This is a genomic window from Methylobacterium sp. E-045, from assembly GCF_022829685.1.
In the GTDB taxonomy this organism is placed as follows: domain Bacteria; phylum Pseudomonadota; class Alphaproteobacteria; order Rhizobiales; family Beijerinckiaceae; genus Methylobacterium.
On the sequence record NZ_JAKSYE010000076.1, the window covers coordinates 17,254 to 40,067 of the forward strand.

21 protein-coding genes and 1 tRNA gene are annotated in these 22,814 nt (G+C 67.4%); 8 read left to right on the forward strand and 14 right to left on the reverse strand.

Translation table 11 applies throughout. The features are described from left to right. The first annotated feature begins 379 nt into the window (after positions 1 to 379). The 3 genes from dnaK to MKK51_RS12100 all read left to right on the forward strand — a co-directional run bounded on the left by dnaK (position 380) and on the right by MKK51_RS12100 (position 4,396). Positions 380 to 2,296: a molecular chaperone DnaK gene (gene dnaK / locus MKK51_RS12090; protein WP_243977353.1), complete on the forward strand. Its 1,917-nt coding sequence runs from the start codon at positions 380 to 382 to the stop codon at positions 2,294 to 2,296. A 116-nt stretch (positions 2,297 to 2,412) separates the two neighbouring features. Then, on the forward strand, positions 2,413 to 3,576 hold the full coding sequence (gene dnaJ, locus MKK51_RS12095; RefSeq protein WP_243977356.1) for a molecular chaperone DnaJ: 1,164 nt from the start codon (positions 2,413 to 2,415) through the stop codon (positions 3,574 to 3,576). Positions 3,577 to 3,760: 184 nt separating this feature from the next. Further along, positions 3,761 to 4,396 (forward strand): class I SAM-dependent methyltransferase, encoded by a 636-nt coding sequence (locus MKK51_RS12100; RefSeq protein ID WP_243977358.1) that lies wholly within the window; start codon positions 3,761 to 3,763, stop codon positions 4,394 to 4,396. A gap of 741 nt (positions 4,397 to 5,137) precedes the next feature. On the opposite strand, the gene deoA is transcribed toward MKK51_RS12100, so the two are convergent. Genes deoA through cdd form a run of 4 tightly spaced genes read right to left on the reverse strand, consistent with a single transcriptional unit; the run spans position 5,138 to position 8,431 of the window. Further along, positions 5,138 to 6,439: a thymidine phosphorylase gene (gene deoA, locus MKK51_RS12105; RefSeq protein ID WP_243977359.1), complete on the reverse strand. Its 1,302-nt coding sequence runs from the start codon at positions 6,437 to 6,439 to the stop codon at positions 5,138 to 5,140. Then, positions 6,436 to 7,182, reverse strand: a complete 747-nt coding sequence (gene deoC / locus MKK51_RS12110; RefSeq protein WP_243977360.1) for a deoxyribose-phosphate aldolase — start codon at positions 7,180 to 7,182, stop codon at positions 6,436 to 6,438. The genes deoA and deoC overlap by 4 nt, the downstream gene beginning before the upstream one ends. 9 nt (positions 7,183 to 7,191) lie before the next feature. Then, positions 7,192 to 8,001, reverse strand: coding sequence for a purine-nucleoside phosphorylase (locus tag MKK51_RS12115; protein WP_243977361.1), 810 nt, complete (start codon positions 7,999 to 8,001; stop codon positions 7,192 to 7,194). Further along, a complete protein-coding gene (gene cdd / locus MKK51_RS12120; protein WP_243977362.1) occupies positions 7,994 to 8,431 on the reverse strand; it encodes a cytidine deaminase in 438 nt (145 codons plus the stop codon). Before cdd ends, MKK51_RS12115 begins: the two co-directional genes overlap by 8 nt. Before the next feature lie 189 nt (positions 8,432 to 8,620). On the opposite strand from cdd, the gene MKK51_RS12125 reads away from it, so the two are divergent. Then, entirely contained in the window at positions 8,621 to 8,845 is a 225-nt protein-coding gene (locus tag MKK51_RS12125; RefSeq protein WP_027170736.1) for a DUF2093 domain-containing protein, read from the forward strand. Here MKK51_RS12125 and lpxK read toward each other — a convergent pair. The 3 genes from lpxK to MKK51_RS12140 are packed head-to-tail and all read right to left on the reverse strand — an operon-like array spanning position 8,790 to position 11,874. Next, positions 8,790 to 9,821 (reverse strand): tetraacyldisaccharide 4'-kinase, encoded by a 1,032-nt coding sequence (gene lpxK / locus MKK51_RS12130; protein WP_243977363.1) that lies wholly within the window; start codon positions 9,819 to 9,821, stop codon positions 8,790 to 8,792. The genes MKK51_RS12125 and lpxK overlap by 56 nt on opposite strands. Further along, on the reverse strand, positions 9,821 to 11,125 hold the full coding sequence (locus MKK51_RS12135) for a 3-deoxy-D-manno-octulosonic acid transferase (RefSeq protein WP_243977364.1): 1,305 nt from the start codon (positions 11,123 to 11,125) through the stop codon (positions 9,821 to 9,823). Before MKK51_RS12135 ends, lpxK begins: the two co-directional genes overlap by 1 nt. Further along, the gene (locus MKK51_RS12140; protein WP_243977365.1) at positions 11,122 to 11,874 is read right to left on the reverse strand and encodes a lysophospholipid acyltransferase family protein; all 753 of its coding nucleotides are present in this window, start codon (positions 11,872 to 11,874) and stop codon (positions 11,122 to 11,124) included. The genes MKK51_RS12135 and MKK51_RS12140 overlap by 4 nt, the downstream gene beginning before the upstream one ends. 373 nt (positions 11,875 to 12,247) lie before the next feature. On the opposite strand from MKK51_RS12140, the gene MKK51_RS12145 reads away from it, so the two are divergent. Next, complete coding sequence (locus MKK51_RS12145; RefSeq protein ID WP_243977366.1) at positions 12,248 to 13,153, forward strand: metallophosphoesterase family protein; 906 nt, start codon at positions 12,248 to 12,250, stop codon at positions 13,151 to 13,153. A 25-nt stretch (positions 13,154 to 13,178) separates the two neighbouring features. Here the strand turns inward: MKK51_RS12145 and MKK51_RS12150 are convergent, their stop codons facing one another. Then, positions 13,179 to 13,340, reverse strand: coding sequence for a hypothetical protein (locus MKK51_RS12150; RefSeq protein ID WP_243977367.1), 162 nt, complete (start codon positions 13,338 to 13,340; stop codon positions 13,179 to 13,181). Between the two features lie 532 nt (positions 13,341 to 13,872). Here MKK51_RS12150 and MKK51_RS12155 point away from each other — a divergent pair. Further along, positions 13,873 to 14,964 carry an acyltransferase family protein gene (locus MKK51_RS12155; RefSeq protein WP_243977369.1) on the forward strand — a complete coding sequence of 364 codons (1,092 nt, stop codon included), beginning with the start codon at positions 13,873 to 13,875 and terminating at the stop codon, positions 14,962 to 14,964. A gap of 12 nt (positions 14,965 to 14,976) precedes the next feature. Here the strand turns inward: MKK51_RS12155 and MKK51_RS12160 are convergent, their stop codons facing one another. Together MKK51_RS12160 and MKK51_RS12165 are read right to left on the reverse strand one after the other, a co-directional pair. Then, positions 14,977 to 15,729, reverse strand: a complete 753-nt coding sequence (locus MKK51_RS12160; protein WP_243977372.1) for a GDSL-type esterase/lipase family protein — start codon at positions 15,727 to 15,729, stop codon at positions 14,977 to 14,979. 71 nt (positions 15,730 to 15,800) lie between these two features. Further along, positions 15,801 to 15,876: transfer RNA gene (locus MKK51_RS12165), tRNA-Glu, on the reverse strand. Between the two features lie 95 nt (positions 15,877 to 15,971). On the opposite strand from MKK51_RS12165, the gene MKK51_RS12170 reads away from it, so the two are divergent. Together MKK51_RS12170 and rpoH are read left to right on the forward strand one after the other, a co-directional pair. Continuing rightward, a complete protein-coding gene (locus MKK51_RS12170; RefSeq protein WP_243977374.1) occupies positions 15,972 to 16,973 on the forward strand; it encodes an RluA family pseudouridine synthase in 1,002 nt (333 codons plus the stop codon). Positions 16,974 to 17,282: 309 nt separating this feature from the next. Then, the gene (gene rpoH / locus MKK51_RS12175; protein WP_026175648.1) at positions 17,283 to 18,173 is read left to right on the forward strand and encodes an RNA polymerase sigma factor RpoH; all 891 of its coding nucleotides are present in this window, start codon (positions 17,283 to 17,285) and stop codon (positions 18,171 to 18,173) included. Positions 18,174 to 18,245: 72 nt separating this feature from the next. On the opposite strand, the gene MKK51_RS12180 is transcribed toward rpoH, so the two are convergent. The 4 genes from MKK51_RS12180 to MKK51_RS12195 form a co-directional block, all read right to left on the reverse strand. Then, positions 18,246 to 19,805 (reverse strand): histidine kinase, encoded by a 1,560-nt coding sequence (locus tag MKK51_RS12180; protein ID WP_243977375.1) that lies wholly within the window; start codon positions 19,803 to 19,805, stop codon positions 18,246 to 18,248. Positions 19,806 to 20,014: 209 nt separating this feature from the next. Next, positions 20,015 to 21,307 (reverse strand): adenylosuccinate synthase, encoded by a 1,293-nt coding sequence (locus MKK51_RS12185; RefSeq protein WP_056150105.1) that lies wholly within the window; start codon positions 21,305 to 21,307, stop codon positions 20,015 to 20,017. A 136-nt stretch (positions 21,308 to 21,443) separates the two neighbouring features. Continuing rightward, a complete protein-coding gene (locus MKK51_RS12190) occupies positions 21,444 to 21,782 on the reverse strand; it encodes a hypothetical protein (RefSeq protein ID WP_243977376.1) in 339 nt (112 codons plus the stop codon). 171 nt (positions 21,783 to 21,953) lie between these two features. Next, positions 21,954 to 22,799: a D-amino-acid transaminase gene (locus MKK51_RS12195; protein ID WP_243977377.1), complete on the reverse strand. Its 846-nt coding sequence runs from the start codon at positions 22,797 to 22,799 to the stop codon at positions 21,954 to 21,956. Between the last annotated feature and the right edge of the window lie 15 nt (positions 22,800 to 22,814).

Genomic DNA, 22,814 nt, shown 5'->3' on the forward strand with positions numbered 1-22,814 from the left:
CCTGCTTCCGATCCGCGCTGACGGCCCGGCAGCCGGTCTTTCATAACCGAGCCTAGCACGCGATCGATGGCGCGGACGTGGCGTCCCTGCAACATTTTTGGGGTCCACGGCGCCGAATATCTGTCATCCCGTGTGCGAACATCCTGGTCCGCAAAGGCGATGAGGTCGGCGTGGCAGTTCGGAGCGTGTCGCCTTGCGGCCCCGCATCACCCTTCTTATATCCGACGGGACGCGGGATTAAGACCTGGATGGGCGCGTTTCAGGCGCTCTGGCTGGTTCGAATTCCGCTCTCACAATCTTTCGTTCTTCACCGCCATGGGCCGGGCCGCTTCGGGGCTCGGCGGTCTGCTTGACCAAATGACATGAGAGGGATCCCACCATGGGTAAAGTAATCGGCATCGATCTGGGCACCACCAATTCCTGCGTGGCCGTCATGGAAGGCACGCAGCCCAAGGTCATCGAAAACGCGGAAGGCGCGCGCACCACGCCGTCCATCGTCGCCTTTCTCGACGATGGAGAGCGTCTCGTCGGCCAGCCGGCCAAGCGCCAGGCGGTCACTAATCCGGAACACACGTTTTTCGCCATCAAGCGTCTGGTGGGTCGCACCTACGACGACCCGATGACGCAGAAGGACAAGGGCCTCGTGCCCTACAAGATCGTCCGCGGCGACAATGGCGATGCCTGGGTCGAGGCGGACGGTAAGAAGTACTCCCCTTCGCAGATCTCCGCCTTCACGCTTCAGAAGATGAAGGAGACTGCCGAGGCCCATCTCGGCCAGCCGGTGACGCAGGCCGTCATTACTGTTCCCGCCTACTTTAACGACGCCCAGCGTCAGGCCACCAAGGATGCTGGCAAGATCGCCGGCCTTGAAGTGCTGCGCATCATCAACGAGCCTACGGCGGCCGCTCTCGCCTACGGCCTCGACAAGAAGAAGACCGGCACGATCGCGGTCTACGATCTCGGCGGCGGCACCTTCGACGTGTCGATCCTCGAGATCGGAGACGGCGTGTTCGAGGTGAAGTCCACCAACGGCGACACCTTCCTCGGCGGCGAGGATTTCGACAACCGTGTCGTCGAGTACCTCACCTCCGAATTCAAGAAGGAGCAGGGTATCGACCTGACGAAGGACAAGCTTGCCCTTCAGCGCCTCAAGGAGGCTGCCGAGAAGGCGAAGATCGAGCTGTCCTCGGCGACGCAGACCGAGATCAACCTGCCTTACATTACTGCTGATGCGACCGGGCCGAAGCACCTCGCGCTCAAGCTCAGCCGCGCCAAGTTCGAGAGCCTGGTCGACGATCTCGTCCAGCGCACCATCGAGCCCTGCCGCAAGGCTTTGAAGGATGCGGGGGTCTCGGCCTCCGAGATCGACGAGGTGGTTCTGGTCGGCGGCATGATCCGCATGCCGAAGATCCAGGAAGTCGTGAAGTCCTTCTTCGGCAAGGAGCCCCATAAGGGCGTCAACCCGGACGAGGTCGTGGCCATCGGTGCGGCGGTGCAGGCCGGCGTGCTCCAGGGCGACGTGAAGGACGTGCTGCTCCTCGACGTGACTCCGCTGTCGCTGGGCATCGAGACCCTGGGCGGCGTGTTCACCCGGCTCATCGACCGCAACACCACCATCCCGACCAAGAAGTCGCAGACCTTCTCGACGGCCGAGGACAACCAGAATGCGGTCACCATCCGGGTCTTCCAGGGTGAGCGCGAGATGGCGGCCGACAACAAGATGCTCGGCCAGTTCGACCTCATGGGCATCCCGCCGGCCCCGCGCGGCATGCCGCAGATCGAGGTGACCTTCGACATCGACGCCAATGGTATCGTCAACGTGACGGCCAAGGACAAGGCGACGAACAAGGAGCACCAGATCCGCATCCAGGCCTCGGGTGGCCTGTCGGATGCCGACATCGACCGGATGGTGAAGGACGCCGAGGCCAATGCCGAGGCCGACAAGAAGCGCCGCGAGCTCGTTGAGGTGAAGAACCAGGGCGAGAGCCTGATCCACGCCACCGAGAAGTCGGTGAAGGAGTACGGCGACAAGGTCTCGGCCGACGACAAGGGCGCGATTGAAACTGCTATGACCGCTCTTCGCACGGCGCTTGAGGGGGACGACGTCGAAGTTATCAAGTCCCGCACGACGGACCTGATGCAGTCATCGATGAAGCTCGGCGAAGCGATGTATGCAGCCGGCCAGACACCCGAAGGCGGGGCCGAGGGCGCTGACGGCCAGGAGCCCAAAAAGGATGACGTCATCGACGCCGACTTCCAGGAAGTCGATGACAAGGACCAGAAGAAGCGGGCATAAGGCCCACGCTGCATGCGGGGCCGGAGTGATCCGGCCCCGCATCATGTCTGGTCAGCGACAATGGCGTGATCCCGAGACGATCAGTGTGATCCGCCAGGGACTTTTGAGGACGGGGAATGTCGAAGCGGGACTATTACGAGATTCTTGGGGTCTCAAAAACCGCGACCGACGGCGAGATGAAGGTCGCTTTCCGCAAGCTGGCGATGACCTATCACCCGGATCGTAATCCGGGGAATGCGGAAGCAGAACTCAAGTTCAAGGAAATCAACGAGGCCTACCAGACGCTCACCGATGGGCAGAAGCGCGCGGCTTATGACCGCTTCGGCCATGCCGCCTTTCAGCAGGGCGGAGCGGGTGGCCCCGGATTCGGTAACGAATTCGGTGACTTCATGTCGGACATCTTCGACAATTTCTTCGGTGATGGACGCGGTGGCGCGGCGGCGGGCGGTGCGCGCGGAGGTCGCGGTGGCGCGACCCGCGAGCGCGGCGCCGACCTGCGATACAATCTCGAGATCTCTCTCGAGGATGCGTTCGCCGGCAAAACCGAAACCATCACGATGGCGACGGCCGTCACCTGCGAGGTCTGCTCCGGGAGCGGCGCGAAGGCCGGATCCAAGCCCAAGCCCTGTCAGACCTGCGGCGGCTACGGTCGCGTACGGGCGGCGCAAGGGTTCTTCGCCATCGAGCGCACCTGCCCGGCCTGTCACGGACGCGGTGAGATTATCGATAATCCGTGCGGCAATTGCTCCGGAGCGGGTCGTGTGACCCGGGAGCGCACACTCTCGATCAATGTCCCGGCCGGCGTCGACGATGGCCTGCGGATCCGTCTGGCCGGCGAGGGCGAGACAGGCCTGCGCGGCGGCCCGGCCGGCGACCTTTACGTCTTCCTCTCGATCAAGCCGCATACCTTCTTTCAGCGGGATGGTGCCGATCTGTTTTGCCGTGTGCCGATTTCGATGGTCACTGCTGCCCTGTCAGGGGAGATCACTGTGCCGGTCATCGACGGTTCGCAGACCGAGGTCCGCATTCCCGCAGGCACGCAGACGGCCAAACAGTTTCGGATCAAGGGCAAGGGCATGCCGGTCCTCCGGTCCCGCGATGTCGGCGATCTCTATATTCAGGTCTTTGTCGAGACACCGCAGAACCTGTCGAAGCGCCAGCGCGAATTGCTTCAGGAGTTCACCAACACGGCCTCGGACGAGAACCATCCCGAAAGTGCCGGGTTTTTCTCCAAGGTCCGCGATTTCTTCGATGGTTTGAGCGGCGTCGCGAGGTCGTGACGATCCGCGATATACGGGATGGCGGATCGAAACGGCTTGGCCGTCGTTGTGGCTGTGGCAGCGCTGCATCGTCGCCAAAAGCACGATGCGCCGGTACCGCCCTATGCCGAGCTTCGACCTTGACGGGCCATGGCTTTCGTCGTCTAGCCTAGACTTCCCATGCGTGATCTGAGGACATTGGATCTTGCCGCCGCTCCATCGACCCAGCGCTAAAGCCTATGCCGCCACCGGTTCGGTCCGTGAACGGCGGGAGCCGCTGGAAGATGAAGCGCGTTTCCTGCGGTCCTGGTTCGAACGTCCCCTCGTTACCGGATCGGTAACGCCGTCGGGCAGGATGTTGGCCCGCATGATGGCGTCCTACGTGGACCCCCGTGTCCCGGGACCCGTCATCGAGTTAGGGCCCGGCACTGGTCCCGTCACCGAAGCACTGATCCGCCGCGGCATCGAGCAGGAGCGGCTCGTCCTGGTGGAATACAACCCGGACTTCTGCAAGCTGCTGCAGAAGCGCTTTCCACGGGCCACGGTCTTGCGTGGAGATGCCTACAATATCCGCGAGACCATCGGTGAGCTTCTCACCGAAAAGGCCGCCGCCACTGTCTCCAGCCTGCCGCTGTTCACCAAGCCCCTGGAACAGCGGCTCGGGCTTCTGAACGCCACGCACACGCTCATGCATCCGGGCTCGCCCTTCGTGCAGTTCACCTATGCGGTCGTACCGCCGATCCCCGAGCGCTGCGATGCCGGGAGCTACACGGCCAGCCGGTCGAGCCGGGTCTGGCTCAACCTACCGCCAGCACGTGTCTGGGTCTACCGCCGTCCCTGAGGGACCGCCGCCGAACACCACCTGAAGACGCAGCTCATCCATGGTTCAGCCCATCGCCACTACCGTCAGATTATTGCGCCGGGACAGCCCTGACGCAGCGAGACGACGGAGACTGGACATGGCCTTTCGCGCATTCGCACATCGGACAAGGGGGTGGCTCGCCGCTGCTGCGCTCACCCTCGGCGTTATCGGCATAGCGCCGAGCATCGTTCAGGCGGCACCACTTGCTCCCGCCGCTGCCCTAGCCGAATCGGCGCCGGCCGACATCGTTCCGGTCCAGTACGGCTGGGGCGGGCATCATCACCATCATCGCAGGCACCATGGCTGGGGCGGACATCACCGTCATGGATGGGGTGGGCACCGGGGGTACGGCTGGGGCGGTCATGGTCATCACGGATGGCGCCCGCGCCATCATGGCTGGGGCCACCACCACCATCATGGGCATCGCCATGGCGGCTACTACCGCTTCTAGTGAAAAGACCCCGGCGGTATCCTCCGCCGGGGCGTCTTTCTGTCGAGCTTAGATTGCTACCGATCGAATGGTGCGGGCAAACTCCCTCGGTTTCACGGAGTGCGGGCTACCCTCTTCTCGCTCACGATCGTCATAGTCCTCTGATGAGAAAGCTCGAGTCTGTCAGTACGCTGGCGAAGGCGTTGTGTACGATGGTTCTCGTGCGTCCGCCCGGTTCCTGAAATGGATGCGCGGCGTCGTTCCCCTGCGCGTACCGGCTGCCATGCTTATCAGGCGATCCGCTGGATGATGCCCGGTCGCGGGAGAGGGGCGTCGGGGGCGATCCGGTAGGCCGCCCGCAAGGTCGTTTCGGCGGCATCGGCCTGGGTTTCGGTGCGGGCATGGACGATGCCGAGAAGGTCTGCGGCATCGCCCGGACGGGCCAGCGCCGAGAGACCCACCGCCGGATCGATGTCGTCCTGGGGCCGGGTGCGTCCGCCGCCCAGCGCAATGACGGCGAGCCCGATCTCACGGGTCTCGATCTGCGAGACGATGCCCGTCCTGAGAGCTTTCACCGGGCGGATCACCGGCGCGACGGGGCAATACTGGTCGACCTTCTCGATGAAATCGGCAGGCCCACCCAAGGCGGAGACCATGCGCCCGAAGATCGCGGCGGCCCGTCCTGAATCGCGGGCGTCTTCGACCCTTTGCGCCGCGTCGGCGATGTCCGTGGCGAGGCCTCCCAGAATCAGCATTTCGGCGCAGAGCGACACGGTCACGGCATGGAATACCGGCTCGCAGGTGCGACCTGTGAGGTAATCGACGATGTAAGCCACTTCCAGAGCGTTCCCGGCAGAGGAGGCGAGGGGGGCGTCCATGTCGGTGATGAGCGCCACAGTGTTGAGGCCGGCGCCGTTGGCCACGGAGACAATGCTCTCGGCCAAGGCCCGCGCTTCTTCGATACCGGCCATGAAGGCACCGGAACCGGTCTTAACGTCCATGACGAGGCCGTCGAGGCCGGCGGCGAGCTTCTTCGAGAGGATCGACGCGGTGATGAGGTCGAGGGATTCTACCGTGCCGGTCACGTCACGGATGGCGTAAAGGCGCCGATCCGCCGGGGCGAGATCGGCCGTCTGCCCGATGATTGCGCAGCCGATGGAGCGGGTGACGCTGCGGAATCGGTCGAGGCCGGGCGTCGCGTCGTAGCCGGGGATGCTGGAGAGCTTATCGAGGGTGCCGCCGGTATGCCCGAGCCCGCGGCCGGAGATCATCGGCACGTAGCCGCCGCAGGCAGCGACCATCGGGGCGAGGGCGAGACTGACCGCATCGCCGACGCCTCCGGTTGAATGTTTGTCGAGAACGGGGCCGGGTAAATCCCAGTCCAGTACCGTGCCTGAATGAGTCATTGCCCGCGTCAGGGCCACGCGCTCGGGCAGCGACAGGCCACGGAAGAACACCGCCATGGCGAAAGCGGCGGCCTGCCCCTCGGTCACCCGCCCGTCCGTGAGGCCGCAGACGAAGTGCGTGATCTCGGCATCCGTAAGGACGTGCCCGTCCCGCTTGGCCCGGATCAGCTCCTGCGGCAGCATCATGCCTGACCACCGAGGCTGGCGGTCAGAGCGTCGTGCAGGCTGCTCGCCCCGATGCGGAAGGTCGTCGGCTCGACCCAGCCCGGTCCCATGATCCGGTCAGCGATGGCAAGATACAGGGCGGCATCGGCAACAGTCCGTAACCCGCCGGACACCTTGAATCCGACCGTTCGTCCGCTGTCCCGGATGGCAGCGAGCATCGCCGCGGCGGCCTCCGGCGTTGCGGAGACGGTGCTCTTGCCCGTGGAGGTCTTGAGGAAATCCGCTCCTGCGGCGATGGCGAGACGGCTGGCTTCAGTGACGCTCCCCGTGTCCGGCATGGCGCCGGATTCCAGGATCACCTTGAGGATCGCGCGTCCTGTGATCTCCCGCACGGCCTCGATCATCCCTGCCGCAATCCCCGCGTCGCCGGCGAGAAACGTCCGGTAGGGCATGACGAGGTCGATCTCATGCGCTCCGTCATCCAGTGCCTCGGCGGTATCGTCGACCGCGCGCTCGATATCCGTGCCTCCGGCGGGGAAATTGATCACCGTGGCAATGCGGACGGGACTTCCAGCCAGTAGGTCCGCGCAGCGGTGGATATGCTGGGGCCAGACACAGATCGCGGCGACCCGGCTCGCGCGGGCTTTGCCGCAGAGTGTTTCGATAGCCTGATCCGAGCAGGCATTGCCGAGATCGGTGAGATCGAGGAGGGGCAGGGCGCGCCGGGCAATGGCGGTATCCGTATGATGGGGATCGACGATCATGCCCCTGTCCTACAGCCGTGCGACGAACGCGTCGATGAGACGGGTGAGGTCGACCGCGGCGGCGGCGGCCGTGCGCTTGGTCTCTTCGTGATGCGGATCACCATCTCCGATTCCGGCAGCGAGGTTCGTGACCACCGAGATCGCCGCGACCCTCAGCCCGAAGAACCGTGCGAGGATCACCTCGGGTACTGTCGACATGCCGACGAGGTCGGCGCCAAAGCACTTCGCCATGCGGATCTCGGCCGGGGTCTCGAAACTCGGGCCTGAGAACCACGCATAGACGCCCTCATGCAGTGGAATCGCACACGCGCGCGCGGCCTCGTGGAGAATCCCGCGCGCCGCCGCATCGTAGGCTCCGCCCATGGGGACGAAGCGGTCATCGCCCGTCTCGCCGATGAGCGGATTGAGGCCCGACAGGTTGATGTGGTCGGTCATGACCACGAGGCTGCCCGGCCCTGCCTGTGGCAGCATCGATCCCGCCGCGTTGGTGAGGAGAAGGAGCGGGGCTCCGAGCGCCTTGGCGACGCTGAGGGGCACCTTCATGACGGCCGCGTCGCCGGTCTCGTAGGCGTGGCTCCGCCCTTCGAAGACCAGCACCCGCCGCCCGGCGAGTCGCCCAGCATGGAGGGTGCCGCCATGCCCGGTCACGCCAGGGGAGGGAAAGCCCGGAATTGCCGAGTAGGCGAGAGAGAAGCGGTCTTCGAGCTTGCCTGCGACGAGCCCGAGGCCCGTGCCCGTAACGATCGCGGCATCGTAGGGACCGCCGAAGCCGTGACTCCGCACGACGTCGGCGGCGAGGGAAATGGCTGCGTCAGGCATCGGAGTGCGAATACCTGAGCTTCAGATTGTCGGGGCCGAAGGACTCGGGGAGCAGCGCCTCCAGGGTGAAGCTGCGGCGGATACCCTCCGGTCCGGCGATGTGGATCGGCGTTTCGGGTTCGGCGAACTCCCTGATGCGCTGGCGGCACGCGCCGCACGGCGTCACCAGAATCGGTCCGTTTCCGGTGATGAGGATGGTGGTGATGGCGCGTCCGCCGGCCGCGATCATGGCGGCGATGGCGCCGGCTTCGGCGCAGGTGCCGACGGGATAGGCGGCGTTCTCGACGTTGCAGCCGGCATGCAGGCGGCCGTGCTCGTCCCTCACGGCGGCGCCGACGGGAAAGTTCGAATAAGGCGCATAGGCCAGGGACTTAGCAGCCGCGGCGGCCTCGAACAGAGCCGCGAGGTCCGCGCCGATTGTGTCCGTCATCGCATCGGGTCCGGTGGGAGGATTCGACGGCTGTTAGAACAGGAACGCCACCCCCCTGTCGAGCGCCATCGGACCCCCCGTTCGCGCGCCATCCGACGCCCTTTCGAGCGTCAGCGAACATCATCGACATGGCGCCGTCACGATCCTAGAACGATCCTTCGATGGTCTCAGTTGGGAAGCGGGCGAGACATGCTGGGTCGGTTCGAACGCAAGGCCTCCGGCGAGGCGACGGTGGAGTATGGCGACGGCACCATGCGCATCGTGAAGCCCGGCAGTTTCGTGCGCTGCGCGGTGACCGGCGAGCCGATCGCCCTCGACAGCCTGCGCTACTGGAGCGCCGAACGACAGGAGGCCTACATCACGCCCGAGGCGGTGATGAAGCGTCTGGCCGAGCTGGGACGGTCGCCGGGCTGAACGCCTCGCCCGCGCGGCTCAGCTGGGCGAGGAGGCTTCCCTCGTCGTCGAACCGAAGGGTCACGCCTAGTGCCGTCACCCCGGCGGCGAAATCCGCCGGCAGGCGCACCATGTCCTTCTCCGTCGTCACCAGCATCGCCCCCAGGGCGTGGGCCCATGCCGCGAGCGCGGCGAGGTCCGCTGCACCATAGGGGTGGTGATCCGGAAAGGTCCGGGTCTCGATGACGCTCGCTCCGGCCTGCGCGAGGGTTTCGAAGAATTTCTGCGGTCGACCGATCCCGGCGAAAGCCAGCACGGGCTGTCCCACGACGGCTGTCGGCGCTGTCGGGACCAGGCGGCCCCGATGGACCGGCAGCCCCCGCGACCCCGCCTCCACCGCCAATGCCTCGCCCTGGGCACCCGCGCCGATGACGACGAGGCCGTGGACATGGCGCCATTGCCGCGCGAGCGGTGCCCGCAACGGGCCGGCCGGGAAGGCGAGGCCGTTGCCGCTGCCGCTGCCGGCATCGACCACCGCGAGGGACAGATCCTTGGCGAGGCTCGGATTCTGGAGCCCGTCATCCATCACCACCACATCGGCACCGAGAGCCCGGCACAGCCTCGCCCCTGCGGGGCGGTCGCGGGCGAGGACCGTGCGGGCGCCGCGTGCGAGGAGGAGCGGCTCGTCGCCCACGTCCAGGGAGGTGTGCCGGGCCGGATCCACCGCCACCGGGCCGGCAAGACGCCCGCCATAGCCACGGGTCAGGAAGGCGGGCTCCGCGCCGATCCTCCTCAGCAACGCCGCCACCGCGAGGGCGGTGGGGGTCTTGCCGGCCCCGCCGAGGGTGAAGTTGCCGATGCAGACGACGGGGCATGCCGCCCGCTCGCCCGCGCGGTCCATGCGGGCGGCGACCCGCGATCCGTAGAGATGCCCGAGGGGCGCCAGGATCCAACCGAGGGAATGACCCGGAACATCCCAGAAGGCCGGAGGGCGCATCAGGAGCCGGCCATGGCCGTGAGCTTCATCTGGGCGATGAAGGGGTCGAGGATCGCGAGGGTGCGCTCCACCGCCCCTTCGAACGGCCGCAGGGCGGCGTTGCCGGCAGCGGCCATGGCGCGGGATCGGGGCGTGTCGAGGAGGAGGTCGGCCAAGGCGGTTGCCAGTTCCCCGGCATCCGCCACCATCCTCGCCCCACCGGCCTCGTCGAGGGCGCGATAGACCTGGGCGAAGTTCTGGACGTTCGGCCCGTGCAGGATCGCCGCGTCGAGGCGGGTGGGTTCGATCGGGTTCTGGCCCCCGCGCCGTGTCATCGAGCCACCGAGGAACACCAGCGGCGCGAGGCGGTAGAACAGGCCCAGTTCCCCGAGCGTATCGGCGACGTAGAAATCGACGCCCCCATGGGGGCGGCCGCCGCGCGAGCGCTGCGCGCTGCGCAGGCCGACGGCGGCGGCGCATTCCGCGACCTCCCCGCCGCGCTGGGGATGGCGCGGGACCACGATGGTCAGGAGATTCGGCAGTCTCGCCCTCAGCGTCGCGTGGGCCTCGGCCACCATGGCATCCTCGCCCGGATGCGTGCTGGCCGCGACCCAGACCGGCCGGTCGCCGACGACGTCGCGCAGATAGGCGAGCTGCTGGTCGTCCGCCGGGGGGACGGCCGAATCGTATTTCAGGTTCCCGGCGACGCTCACGCGGGGCGCGCCGAGCCTTTCGAAGCGCTCGGCATCGTCCTTGGTCTGGGCGAGGCAGATGGCGATGCGCGAGAGCAGGGCTTCCGCCGTCCGCGGCGAGCGCGCCCAGCCCTTGAACGAGCGTTCCGACATCCGGCCGTTGACGAGGAGGAGGGGGATGCCGCGCTGGTGCAGGGCGATGACCGTATTCGGCCAGATCTCGGATTCCGCCACCAGCGCCAGATCCGGCTGCCAATGATCGATGAAGCGCTCGATCCAGCGCGGCGCGTCGAGGGGCATGTATTGATGCACCGCGCCCGCCGGCAGGCGCCGGCCGATCAGTTCGGCGGCGCTGCGGGTTCCCGTGGTGACGAGGACGCTGAACCCCCGGGCGATCATGCCGTCGATCAATCCGACGAGGGAGAGCACCTCGCCGACGCTGGCGCCGTGCATCCAGGCCAGGGGTCCGGTGGGGCGTGCCCGCCCGGGAAGGCCACGGCGCTCGGGCAGGCGACGGGGGTCTTCCTTGCCCTTGCGCGAGCGCCAGGCCAACAGGCCGGCCACCGCCGGCTCACCCACATAGAGCCCGTAGCGATAGGCCTGGAGGGCGATGGTGAGGGGAGGCGTCTTCACGCGAACGGTCCGAGGGCAAGGGAACCGGCCACCGGATCGACGACCCGGTCGAGGCGCCCGACGAGGGTGTAGGCGCGATCGTGGACCCGGTTCATCTCGTGCTCCAGCCGCTGGCGCAGACGCTCCAGTTCCTCCGGTTCGACGTCGCGCGGGACGAGGACCGGCTCGCCGAAGACCATGGCGCCCCTGCCGAAGGGCAGCCCGAAACAGGCCTTGTCCCAGCTGTTGAAGCGCAGGTGCCGGCTCGTCACCACGGCGACGGGAATGATCGGCCGGCCTGAGAAGCGCGCCAGGGTGAGGATGCCGACGTCGCATCGGCGCGACACCTTGGGCACGTCGGCGCTGAAGGCGACGCTCTCGCCGTCCTTCAGGGCGCGGATCATGGCGCGCAGGCCTTCCGCCCCGCCCTTCGCCCGGACGTCCCGCACGGCGCGGCCACGGGCTCCGGAGGCCCGGATGACGCGAACCCCCATCCGGGTGAGGGCGATGGTGTTGATGTTGCCGTCCGCCGAGCGCGAGATGATCGTGGCGATCCGGTCCTGCGGCCGGCGCATGAACGAGATCATCGTATGCTGGCCGTGCCACATCCCGGCGATGAACGGCGACAGCCCGTCGAGCCACCGGTGCGGCTCGGCCGGCTCCACCGTGAAGCGGTTGGTGGCGCGCACGAGGCGCAGGTAGTGATAGGCGGCAAAGCCGAGGCTTTTCTGAACCGGTGGCGACCGGCCGACGCGCTTGAGAAGGCTCATTCACTCGGTTCCGCGGGCCGCCGGATCGGCCATCCGTCCAGTCGGTGCTCGAGACGTCCACGCCCGGTTGCGTCGTCGGCGCCTGACACCGAACGTCGCCCGCTCGCGAGCCATGCCGGTCCCGCAGGGTCTAACGCCGTTCGAATTGCCCGCGCAACCATGCCGGGGCCGCTTCACGTCGTGCGGTCCGGTTGCTCGATCGTCACATGCGTGTGAGCGTCGCGGCGGGAGCGATGCCGATCGGCGTAGGTCCGCGATGCGGGACGGGCGGTGCTCCCGGCGCTCGGTTCGAAGCTCCCGGCCGAAAAGGAACGAGGCTTGACGCGGTAGCCGGGAGTGACGAAGGCGAGCGCCTGTTTCGAAACGGAGACCGATGTTCCGCCTCGCTCACCTCACCGATCCGCATGTCGGCCCCATCGCCCGTCCGCGCCTGCGCCAGCTTCTGAGCAAGCGGGCCACCGGCTACGTGAACTGGCGGCGCGGGCGCAGCCGCCACCACGACATGGAAATCCTCGCGGCGCTGGTGGCCGATCTGCGGACGCAGCCCCACGATCACGTCGCCTGCACGGGGGACCTGTGCAACATCGGCCTGCCGAGCGAGTGGTCGACGGCCAAGGTGTTCCTCGAAGCACTCGGCTCCCCGGACGCGGTGAGCTTCGTTCCGGGCAATCACGACGCCTATGTGCGCGGCTCGCTCGAGGGTCTGTTGAAGGCCTGCGGTGCCTGGACCTCGGGCGACGACGGCACCGATGGGGTGTTTCCGTATCTCAGGCGGCGCGGTCCGCTCGCGCTCATCGGAGTGTCGTCGGCCATTCCGACAAAACCCTTCGTCGCGAGCGGCCGGGTCGGCCCCCCTCAGATCGAGACCGTCGAGGCGATTCTGACACGCTTGGGCCGTGAGCCCGAACCGCCGTTTCGGGTGGTCATGATCCATCATCCACCCCAGCCCGGGGGGGCGTCGCCGGGGCGCGAATTGAAGGATGCGGACATGTTCACGGCAATGATCGGTCGCGCCGGCGCGGACCTGATCCTGCACGGGCACAACCATGTGGGAAGCATTAGCTTCGTCAAAGGGCCAGGACGCATGAGCGTCCCCGTGGTCGGCGCTCCCTCGGCCTCGGCGGTGTCGCATGGCGGCGCGTTGCACCGCCGTGCGAGCTATCATGTCTATGCGGTGACCAGAGCCGACGGCCGTTATGTCGTCGAGGCCAAGGAACGCGGCCTGACCGAGGCCGGGACGATCGCCGACCTCCGGGTGTTGATGCTGACGCAGGGATGATCCTCCATCCGCGCGCCGCGCCGGATCACGCCGTCAATGCCACCTGGGGGCGCTGCGCCTGACGGGTGATGCTGGCTTGATAGAGTTCGGCTTGAAGCCGGGTGAGGCCACTGACGAGGGCCGTGGGCCCGCGATAGACCGTATAGGTGCCGTCATGGGTCGGTTTGACGTGAATCGTCTGGGACATGGCGTGTCTCCCGGCCTCAACGAATCGGTCGATTCGTTCCTTCGGAGTAAGTAGTGTTAATCGGGCGTTCATCAGCCGCAAGGGCGGCGGCGGCCTGTCCCGCCGACATTCGTCATTGCGCCGCACTTTGACGATAGGGGCCGTCCCGCGGCATTCGCCCGAAACCGACGCTCGTTCAACGGGTAACCGATCGGCGCGTGCGGTGCACAACGATCCGGGGGCGTTCGTTCGCGATGAGCCACCGGCGGGGCAGGGGCCGGGGCGGCGAAGCTCTTTTGGACGAGGAGCCCGGCCGGAGCGCGGGATCGCGCCACACGCAGCGTCGATATCGAGGGGGAGGGCACCCGAGAGTGTACCCCAAGAATGCGCCCCAACAATTCGCCCCAAGAACGCTCCCAGAGAGTCCACCGACGGATCGCCGACGTTTAAGGAAGTAGAAGCGCCTCCTGACGCCATCATGCCGAAACAGAGGGTCTGCGACGGTGTGCCGAGGACGGCGTTCATGGCATGACCGGAGCGACCAGGGCGGACCATGATGGCAGGCCACGAGCGATCGCCTGAGCGACCGGGAAGGCTCCTCGAACTCGACGCCTTGCGCGGGATCGCCGCAATCCTCGTCGTCGTCTTCCACTTCACGGCCGCTTACGGAAATGAGATCGGCTGGACCGGCACTCAGCCGCTGGTCCGATTCACGTCAGGCCAGGCCGGGGTGGCGCTCTTCTTCGTCATCAGCGGATTCGTGATCGCGATGACGCTCGAGCGGTCGCGCACGGCCCTCGACTTCATCGCGAGCCGCTTTGCCAGGCTTTATCCGGCCTTCTGGTTCAGCGCCCTGCTCACCACCGGTCTGATCGTCGCCACCGGGTTCAACCCGTTCCATCTGACGCTCCAGGGCTTCCTGGCGTCGCTGACCATGGCGAACGGCCTCACCGACATGCCCTTCATCGATCCGGCCTACTGGACGCTGACGCGGGAGATCCTGTTCTACGCGTTCTTCGCCGCCGCCTATTTCGGGCTCGGGTCTCGTCACACCACCAGCGTGCTCCTGGGGTGGATCATCGTGACCTCCCTCTATAACGTGTTCGTGGCCGATACGAACGTCTATGCCTGCCGCACGGCGGCGAGCTGCGGCGCCATCCTCCTCAACGCCACCTTCGCCCATCTGTTTGCCGCCGGCGCCCTCGGCTACAAGCTCCATCGCGGCGAGCGCACGCCCCTGGTCGTGGCGAGCCTGTTCCTGGCAACCGCGGCGGCAAGCGTCTCGTTCTGGCCGGAGCAAGGGTTCCAGCCCTCAGCGTCCCTGAAAGCGGCTTTCTTCGTCGGTCTCGTGATGGCCGCCGCCGCGGGATATCTGACGATCCTGCGGTCCCCCGTGCTGATCTTCCTCGGAGCGATCTCCTACTCGCTCTACCTCCTGCACCAGGTGATCGGCTATTTCCTCATCGGCGGCCTCGTCCGGTGGGGGCTCGGTGCCGATCTGGCGATCCTGACGGCGTTCTGTCTCGTCCTCATCCTGGGGAGCGCCGTCTGCTACGGTGTCGAGCGCCCCTCGCAGCGCGCCATTCTCCGGCTCTATGCGCCCTATCGGGAGCGGCGGCGCGTCGATGCCGTCCCCTCGGTCTGACCTCACACCGGGTCAACGCGTCATCAGCTGACGGATGCGCGCGTCGAGGGCGCCCCCGAGAATGGCGTAGCCCAGGCTCGTCGGGTGAAGTCGGTCGGCCATGACCCGGGGTGAGAGATGGCCCGCCGCATCGACCATGGCGCGGCCGGGATCGAGGTAGATCACGCGCCTGTCGTCGCCGCAGCGGCGGATCAGCTCGTTCACCCGCGCATTCACGGCGCGCTCTGGCGACGTGGCGTCCTCGCCCCGTGGCAGGATGCCGAGGAGAAGGATCCGGCTGTCCGGCGCGCGGGCCTGGAGGACGCGGATGATCTCCGCGATGCCGAGAGCTGTGTCTTCGGGCCGGCTGCCCCTGTCGGCATTGTTGGTGCCGATCAGGAGCACCACGAGGTCGGGCTTCAGGGATGGCGGCCATTGTCCGTGATCGAGGCGCCAGAGCACGTCCTGCGTGCGATCGCCCCAGAGCCCCAGATTGAGCGGCGACCATTCTCCCCAGAACATGCCCCAGAGGTCGGAATCCCATCCTTGGGTGATGGAATCCCCCAGGAAGACGAGGCGGTGCGCGCTGAGGTCCCGCCCGGTCAGCTGTGCGGAGAGCGGGGCGCTGCGCTCGCGCAGTTCGGCCACGGACGCCGATTGGGGACTGGCCTCGAGGGGCATCGGCTGACGCGGCGCAAGCGCCAGACAGCCGGGCGATGCGATGCCCGGTCCTGCGGACCAGAGGAGGGCGAGCGAGAAGAGTGTCGAGAGCAGGGTGCGGCGCATCGCCGGCCTCGGGCCGATCCGGGGACAGGGGCGAGGCTGTTGTGTCAGGACGACCGACCTGCAAGAACCGCTGGCGCTCCCAAGGGGAATCGAACCCCTGTTTTCGCCGTGAGAGGGCGACGTCCTAGACCGCTAGACGATGGGAGCTTTCCGGCCGGTTGGCGATCGTATAGCGACGGTCGCGCGGGGGAGCAAGGCCTCCCGCGCGCTTAAATTCCATCGGCAGCGAAAGTGATCACATCGTGCAAGAACCGCAGGACCGCCGCGTCGTCCTCGACCTGGACGCGCAGGCGGAACGCATCGACAGGGCACTCGCCCGCGCGCTGCCGGACGTGTCGCGCTCGCGGCTGCAGGACCTGATCCGCACCGGTCAGGTGAGCAAGGACGGGGTCGTCGTCCTCGACCTGTCGCTGAAGGTCGGCGCGGGCGCCGTCCTCGACGTGATCATTCCCGCGCCGGTGGACGCGACGCCGGTGGCGGAGACCCTCGACCTCGTCATCGTTCACGAGGACGACGACCTGATCGTCATCGACAAGCCGGCGGGGCTGGTGGTCCACCCGGCCCCCGGCCACGATGCCGGAACCCTGGTGAACGGCCTCATCGCCCATTGCGGGGAGAGCCTGTCGGGCATCGGCGGCGTGCGGAGGCCGGGGATCGTGCACCGGCTCGACAAGGACACGAGCGGTCTCCTCGTCGTGGCCAAGAACGATCTCGCCCATAAGGGACTCACCGCGCAATTCGCCGACCATGGCCGCAGCGGGCCCCTGGAGCGCGCCTATCTCGCCCTGACCTGGGGGGCGCCGGAGCCGCGCCTGGGCACGATCGACGTCGAGCTCGCGCGCAGCCAGCGCAACCGCGAGAAGATCGCGGTCATGCGCCCGGGCGAAGGGCGCACGGCGATCACCCATTACGTCGTCGAGGACATCCTGGATGCCGGAACCGAGGTCGCCCTGGTCCGGTGCCGGCTGGAGACCGGGCGGACCCACCAGATCCGCGTCCATCTGAGCCATCGCGGCCATCCGCTTCTCGGCGATGCGGTCTATGGCAACGCCTTCAAGACCAAGGCCGCGCGCCTGGGGCCGGCGGCGCGGGCCGAGCTGGAAGCCCTGGGCCGGCAGGCGCTCCATGCGGCGATTCTCGGGTTCGAGCATCCCCGCACCGGCGAGGTCCTGCGCTTCGAGAGCCCGATCCCGCCGGACATGGCGTCCCTCATCGCAGCGCTGAAGGCGAACGATCGGTCCTGAGGACGCGGGAGCGCGCGGGGGCGCGGACCCGTGACGGCAGGGGGAACCCCTCGACCCCCGTCCCTGTTGCAGGGGTGTCGCTGTCAAGGGTCGCCGGCAAACAGGTGTGCGGGCGCACCCCGGGCCGCGGCCATTCGTGCCACCTTCGGGCAATCGGCTCGCTGGCGCGTTGATGGCGATGGTCGAGTCACGGACCGCTACCGCACCGTTTCCTTTCCGAGTAGGCTCGGGGAGTGGGACGGTCGGCTCGAGGAGCGACGGTTCGTTTCTGGTCCGCCCGTTCGGGGGACCTTTCAAGGAGAGACGGCTATGGCAGGCGCACTACCCGTGCTCGCCACCGAGGGTGGCCTTTCACGCTACCTCGATGAAATCCGCAAGTTTCCGATGCTCGAGCCGAACGAGGAGTTCACGCTGGCCAAGAGCTGGCGCGAACAGGGCGACCGCGATGCGGCGCACCGGCTCGTCACCTCGCATCTGCGGCTCGTGGCGAAGATCGCCATGGGCTACCGTGGCTACGGCCTGCCGATCGGCGAGGTCGTGTCCGAGGGCAATGTCGGCCTGATGCAGGCCGTCAAGCGCTTCGAGCCCGACAAAGGCTTCCGTCTGGCCACCTATGCCATGTGGTGGATCAAGGCCGCGATCCAGGAATACATCCTGCGCTCGTGGTCGCTGGTGAAGATGGGCACCACCGCCAACCAGAAGAAGCTGTTCTTCAATCTCCGGAAGGCCAAGGGCAAGATTTCCGCCCTGGACGAGGGAGACCTCAAGCCGGATCAGGTGGCTCAGATCGCGGTCAAGCTCGGCGTGCCCGAGCAGGACGTGATCGACATGAACCGCCGCCTCTCCGGCGATACCTCCCTCAACGCGCCGCTGCGTGAGGAAGGGGAGGGGGAGTGGCAGGATTGGCTGGTGGACAACAGCCCGAGCCAGGAAACCGTGCTCGCTCGTGAAGAAGAGGGCCAGAACCGTCTGACCGCCCTGCGCGACGCGCTGTCGGTCCTGAACCCGCGCGAGCGCCGCATCTTCGAGGCTCGCCGTCTCGCCGATGACCCGATCACCCTCGAAGACCTGTCGGGCGAGTTCGGGGTGTCGCGCGAGCGTGTCCGCCAGATCGAGGTGCGGGCGTTCGAGAAGATCCAGGAGGCGGTCAAGCGTAACCTCGCCACCCGCGAGGCCCCGCGGGCTGCCGCCCACGCCTGAGACGCGTCCTCTGAGATCGATGATGGAGGAGCCGGTTCCGCTGATGCGGGACCGGCTTTTTTCTTGTCGGCTCTACCGACGCCACTGCTCGAAGGCGGAGCGGATGACCTGATTGCCCGACGAGCCCTTCTCGAAGGTCAGTACGCCGCGAGGCCCGGAGGCGAACTTGATCGGCAGGTCGAACCAGTTGCGGTGCTCCAGGAGGTCGGTGTTGCGGTCCACGTCGGCCTGCAGCGACGACAAGCCGATCAGGAACAGGTTCTCCTTCACGCGCACCGGCAGGCCCGAGACCGGCGACCCGCGGCCTGCCTCCTCATCCTTCGCACTCAGCAGGCCGACATCCTGCACCGAATGCGTGTCGCCGGCCGGACTCGTCGTGGTGAAGGCCAGTTCGATGGTGTGGGAGGCGGGGAAGGTGGGGTCGAGATTCCGCCTGATGGTCATCACCAGGGACAGGCCGGCCTCGGCGAAGGTCAAACGTCCCCGGATGACGGTCTCGAGCGGCTGACCCTGCTCGCCGTTCATTGCCTCCAGCCGCCACACCACCATGCCCTGGAAGGTGATCGGCTGGGCATTTCCTCCCGCCGTGTTCTCCTCGAAGAGAACGGCGCGCTGCGCGACCGCCACGTCGGGTTGGGCCGGCGGCTTGGTCGGATCGGCCGGCGTCGCGGCCGGCGTCTGCCGGGAGGAGGAATCGCGTCGTTCCGAGGAGGCGGGAGCCTCGCCGCCGATCCGGTCGGCGTATTTCGAGGCCCCGGACTCGGTCGCTTCTCCCTGTGCCTCGGTGTTGCCGGGCTGCAGGTCCGAGGGCTTGTCGCGCAGCATGAAGGCCGCCACCGCGATCAGCCCGACGACGATGAGCAGGACGCTTCCCACGAAGACGTTGCGGATCAGACGAGGGCGGCCCTTGCGCGGGGCGACCACGTCGATGCGAGGGCGATGGCGTGCATTGGCGCCATCGCCCGCTGCGGGCATCGTCTCGCGTTCGGCGACCGGCGGCTCGGGCATCGGCTCGGCGGCCGGTTCCGGCTCGGGCGCGTCGCTCGCGGCCTCACCGCTCGAAGCCTTCCGTGCGGCTTCCCGCGCGGCTTTCCTGTCGGCCACCTTGTCGGCGGATTTCGCCTTCCGGGGCTTGATCGGCAGGACCGGCGCGGCCTCCCTGGAGACCGGAGCCGGTCCGTCCTGCGTCGGCGGCAGCGGCTCGGGTGCCGACGCCTCCGTCGGCGCCCCCGGCTGGCGATCCGGACGGGACGGGCGGATCCCGAGATTCGGCTCCAAGGCCGGCGGTAGGGCAGGCTCGGCGACGCGACCTCGCGCGGTGTCGGCGGATCGATCGGGCGCCTCCGCTTCCGGCAGCGTGTCGCGCTCCTCCGGCACGGCGAAATCCGGCGGCGCCACATCGTTGGCGACGGCGGCGGGCGGCCCGCCATGCTCGCTCTCGACCTTGCTGATCGCGGTTTCGAGGGCTTTGCTCTCGAGGTCGATATCGGCTTCGGACAGGGGCGGTTCGAGCGAGCGAAGCTGCCCGATCAGGGCGCCGCGGGCCCGGTCGTAGACCGCCTTGCGCAAGGCCGGGGAACGGTCCGGCATCGCTTGGAGCGCTCGTGCCAGCAAGGGGTAATAGTCGGCCATCGAACCTCGGTCCGCCCTATACGGGCCGGCCGGCAGGCCGCCCCTTTTCTCACGGCAGGAGTGGAACACCCCTGGGCGAGGACGTCCGCATCATCCGCGATGTCCGCCCTCCGGACGAGGCACCATCCACCCGCACGGCGCCTCATCCCCTGGAATTCGTCCGCCGGTCGCCATGGAGGAACCGGCGGGCACGATCGTTGGCCGGACGCTCAATCCTCGAAGGGATTGTGCATCAGGATGGTGTCGTTGCGCTCCGGCGACGTCGACAGCAGTGCCACCGGTGCTCCGATCAGTTCCTCGATCCGGCGCACGTACTTGATCGCCTGAGCGGGAAGATCGGCCCAGGAGCGCGCTCCGGCGGTGGTGCCGGACCAGCCCTCGATCGTCTCGTAGATCGGCTCGACCTTGGCCTGCGCGGCCTGGTTGGCGGGCAGGTGATCGAGCACCTGTCCATCGAGGCGGTAGCCGGTGCAAACCTTGATCTCGTCGAACCCGTCGAGGATGTCGAGCTTGGTCAGGGCGATCCCGTCGATGCCGGAGGTCCGTACGGTCTGGCGCACCAGTACGGCGTCGAACCAGCCGCAGCGGCGCTTGCGTCCAGTATTGACGCCGAACTCGCGCCCCTTGGCGCCGATCGTCTCGCCGATCTCGTCGAAGAGTTCGGTGGGGAAGGGACCCTCGCCGACGCGGGTCGTATAGGCCTTGGCGATGCCGAGCACGTAACCGATCGCCGACGGCCCCATGCCGGAGCCGGTGGCGGCCTGGGCGGCGACGATGTTTGACGAGGTCACGAACGGGTAGGTGCCATGATCGACGTCGAGCAGGGCACCCTGCGCGCCCTCGAACAGGATGCGCTTGCCCGCCCGGCGCTCGTCGTCGAGGAGCTTCCACACGGTGGTGGCATAGGGCAGGATCGTCGGCGCGATCGCCTTCAACTCCGCGAGCAACGCGCCGGCATCGACTTCGTCGATCCCGAGGCCCCGGCGCAGGGCGTTGTGGTGGGTGAGCACCCGCTCGATCTTCGATTCCAGGGTGCTCTCGTCGGCCAGATCGACCACGCGGATGGCGCGGCGGCCGACCTTGTCCTCGTAGGCCGGGCCGATGCCGCGCTTGGTCGTGCCGATCTTGAGGCCGGCATTCGAGGTCTCGCGAAAGTGGTCGAGTTCCCGGTGCAGCGGCAGGATCAGCGTGGCGTTGTCTGCGATGCGCAGGGTCTTGGGCGAGATCTCGACGCCCTGGGCCTGGAGCCGGGCGATCTCGTCCACGAGGTGCCAGGGATCGACGACGACACCGTTGCCGATCACCGACAGCTTGCCGCCGCGGACGACGCCGGACGGGAGCAGGGCCAGCTTGTAGGTCACGCCATCGATGACCAGGGTATGCCCGGCATTGTGGCCGCCCTGGAAACGGACCACCACGTCGGCCTGCTCCGAGAGCCAGTCGACGATCTTACCCTTGCCTTCGTCGCCCCATTGGGCGCCCACGACGACGACGTTCGCCATTCACTTCAACCTGTCCGGTGCCCGCGTGGAAACGCCCCGCCGCAAGGGCGAGCCGACACGCATCTCCGGGGTCTTTCCGCGATCCCTCGCAGGAAATCAAGCAAACCGGGCGCGAACGCTTGGGAGCATCCGAGCCTTACCGCGCTTCGGTGCCCGGTTCGCGGCCCGGCAACTGGCCCGGCTTGATCACCGGCATGCCGCTGTTCCCGGTCTCGGGAGGCTTGACCACCAGGCCCGGGGCGGAATCGCCGGGCGGCGTGATGACGCCGTCGTTCTTCTCGAGCTTGTCGCTCAGGGTCGAGCCGCCGGTTCCGTCCTCGGACGGACGCACCTTCTCCGGCACCGTCTCCGTCGAGGGCGGGATGTTCGGGGAGGTATCGCGCCCTTTCAGCGGTGCATCGGGCGACTGGGCATAGGCACCCGTTGCCGTCAGGGCGAAAGCGAGCAAGGCGGCGTGACGGAACGGTGTCGGCATCGATGTCCCCCAGGAAGTCGGGAGACAAACCGCTCCGGCGGCGATGCAGTTCCTGCCGTGCCGCCGGATGGCCGATCGGATCGGCTCGCCCCTGAGCGAGGTTCGAGTCGGCCCTTGAAGTGTCGCCGGTTCCGGGCCGCAGAACCGGTGGCCGCTTTCGCTAAAACCCGCTCAGGCCCCGGCCATCTCGAGGTACAACGCGCGCAGACGCTTCGTCAGCGCCCCCGGCGTGCCATCTCCCAATGTGCGCCCGTCGATATCGATGACGGGCATCACGAAGGCGGACGCGCTCGTGTAGAAGGCCTCTTCCGCTGCGAACGCCTCCTCCACGGAGAAGAGCCGCTCCTCGATCGTCAGTCCGGCTTCCTCGGCGAGGCGCATGACGGCGAGGCGCGTGATGCCGGGCAGCAGGGCGGTGGAGAGCGGGCGGGTGACCACCTTTCCGCCGGTGATGATGAAGGCGGTCGAAGAGGAGCCTTCGGTGACGAAACCGTCCTCCACCATCCAGGCCTCGGCGACGCCGGCCCTGGCCGCCTCCTGCTTGGCCAGAACCTGGGCGAGGAGCGCCACCGACTTGATGTCGCGCCGCTTCCAGCGGATGTCGGGGACGGTGATGACCTTGGCGCCGCGCTCCGCCAGCGGGTTCTTGGCCACGGTCTTGGCCTGCGTGAACATCACCACGGTGGGTTCGGTCTCGGCCGGCGGGAAAGCGAAATCCCGCTCGTAGGCGCCCCGCGTCACCTGCATGTAGACGAGTCCCTCGTCGACGCCGTTGCGGCGGACCAGTTCGGTCTCGAGCCGGATCCAGTCTTCGGTGGAGTGGGGGTTGCGGATCCCGATCTCGCCCAGGGACCGGTCAAGCCGGGCCAGATGCGCCGCGTTGTCCACGAGCCGGCCGCCGAGGACGGCCGACACCTCGTAGATGCCGTCCGCGAACAGGAAGCCCCGGTCCATGATCGACACGGTGGCGGCCTCGAAGGGTACGAACTCGCCGTTGACGTAGACGATGCGCGACATCGAACTTCCTCTTCT

Excerpts from the sequence above, each read along its gene's own strand:
- MKK51_RS12180 (WP_243977375.1), bottom strand. The coding sequence starts at position 19,805 with ATGGCCGACTATTACCCCTTGCTGGCACGAGCGCTCCAAGCGATGCCG.
- dnaJ (WP_243977356.1), top strand. The coding sequence starts at position 2,413 with ATGTCGAAGCGGGACTATTACGAGATTCTTGGGGTCTCAAAAACCGCG.
- MKK51_RS12190 (WP_243977376.1), bottom strand. The coding sequence starts at position 21,782 with ATGCCGACACCGTTCCGTCACGCCGCCTTGCTCGCTTTCGCCCTGACG.
- MKK51_RS12145 (WP_243977366.1), top strand. The coding sequence starts at position 12,248 with ATGTTCCGCCTCGCTCACCTCACCGATCCGCATGTCGGCCCCATCGCC.
- cdd (WP_243977362.1), bottom strand. The coding sequence starts at position 8,431 with ATGACGGACACAATCGGCGCGGACCTCGCGGCTCTGTTCGAGGCCGCC.
- dnaK (WP_243977353.1), top strand. The coding sequence starts at position 380 with ATGGGTAAAGTAATCGGCATCGATCTGGGCACCACCAATTCCTGCGTG.
- MKK51_RS12160 (WP_243977372.1), bottom strand. The coding sequence starts at position 15,729 with ATGCGCCGCACCCTGCTCTCGACACTCTTCTCGCTCGCCCTCCTCTGG.
- MKK51_RS12195 (WP_243977377.1), bottom strand. The coding sequence starts at position 22,799 with ATGTCGCGCATCGTCTACGTCAACGGCGAGTTCGTACCCTTCGAGGCC.
- MKK51_RS12155 (WP_243977369.1), top strand. The coding sequence starts at position 13,873 with ATGATGGCAGGCCACGAGCGATCGCCTGAGCGACCGGGAAGGCTCCTC.
- rpoH (WP_026175648.1), top strand. The coding sequence starts at position 17,283 with ATGGCAGGCGCACTACCCGTGCTCGCCACCGAGGGTGGCCTTTCACGC.
- MKK51_RS12150 (WP_243977367.1), bottom strand. The coding sequence starts at position 13,340 with ATGTCCCAGACGATTCACGTCAAACCGACCCATGACGGCACCTATACG.
- MKK51_RS12115 (WP_243977361.1), bottom strand. The coding sequence starts at position 8,001 with ATGCCTGACGCAGCCATTTCCCTCGCCGCCGACGTCGTGCGGAGTCAC.
- deoC (WP_243977360.1), bottom strand. The coding sequence starts at position 7,182 with ATGATCGTCGATCCCCATCATACGGATACCGCCATTGCCCGGCGCGCC.
- MKK51_RS12185 (WP_056150105.1), bottom strand. The coding sequence starts at position 21,307 with ATGGCGAACGTCGTCGTCGTGGGCGCCCAATGGGGCGACGAAGGCAAG.
- lpxK (WP_243977363.1), bottom strand. The coding sequence starts at position 9,821 with ATGCGCCCTCCGGCCTTCTGGGATGTTCCGGGTCATTCCCTCGGTTGG.
- MKK51_RS12140 (WP_243977365.1), bottom strand. The coding sequence starts at position 11,874 with ATGAGCCTTCTCAAGCGCGTCGGCCGGTCGCCACCGGTTCAGAAAAGC.
- deoA (WP_243977359.1), bottom strand. The coding sequence starts at position 6,439 with ATGATGCTGCCGCAGGAGCTGATCCGGGCCAAGCGGGACGGGCACGTC.
- MKK51_RS12125 (WP_027170736.1), top strand. The coding sequence starts at position 8,621 with ATGCTGGGTCGGTTCGAACGCAAGGCCTCCGGCGAGGCGACGGTGGAG.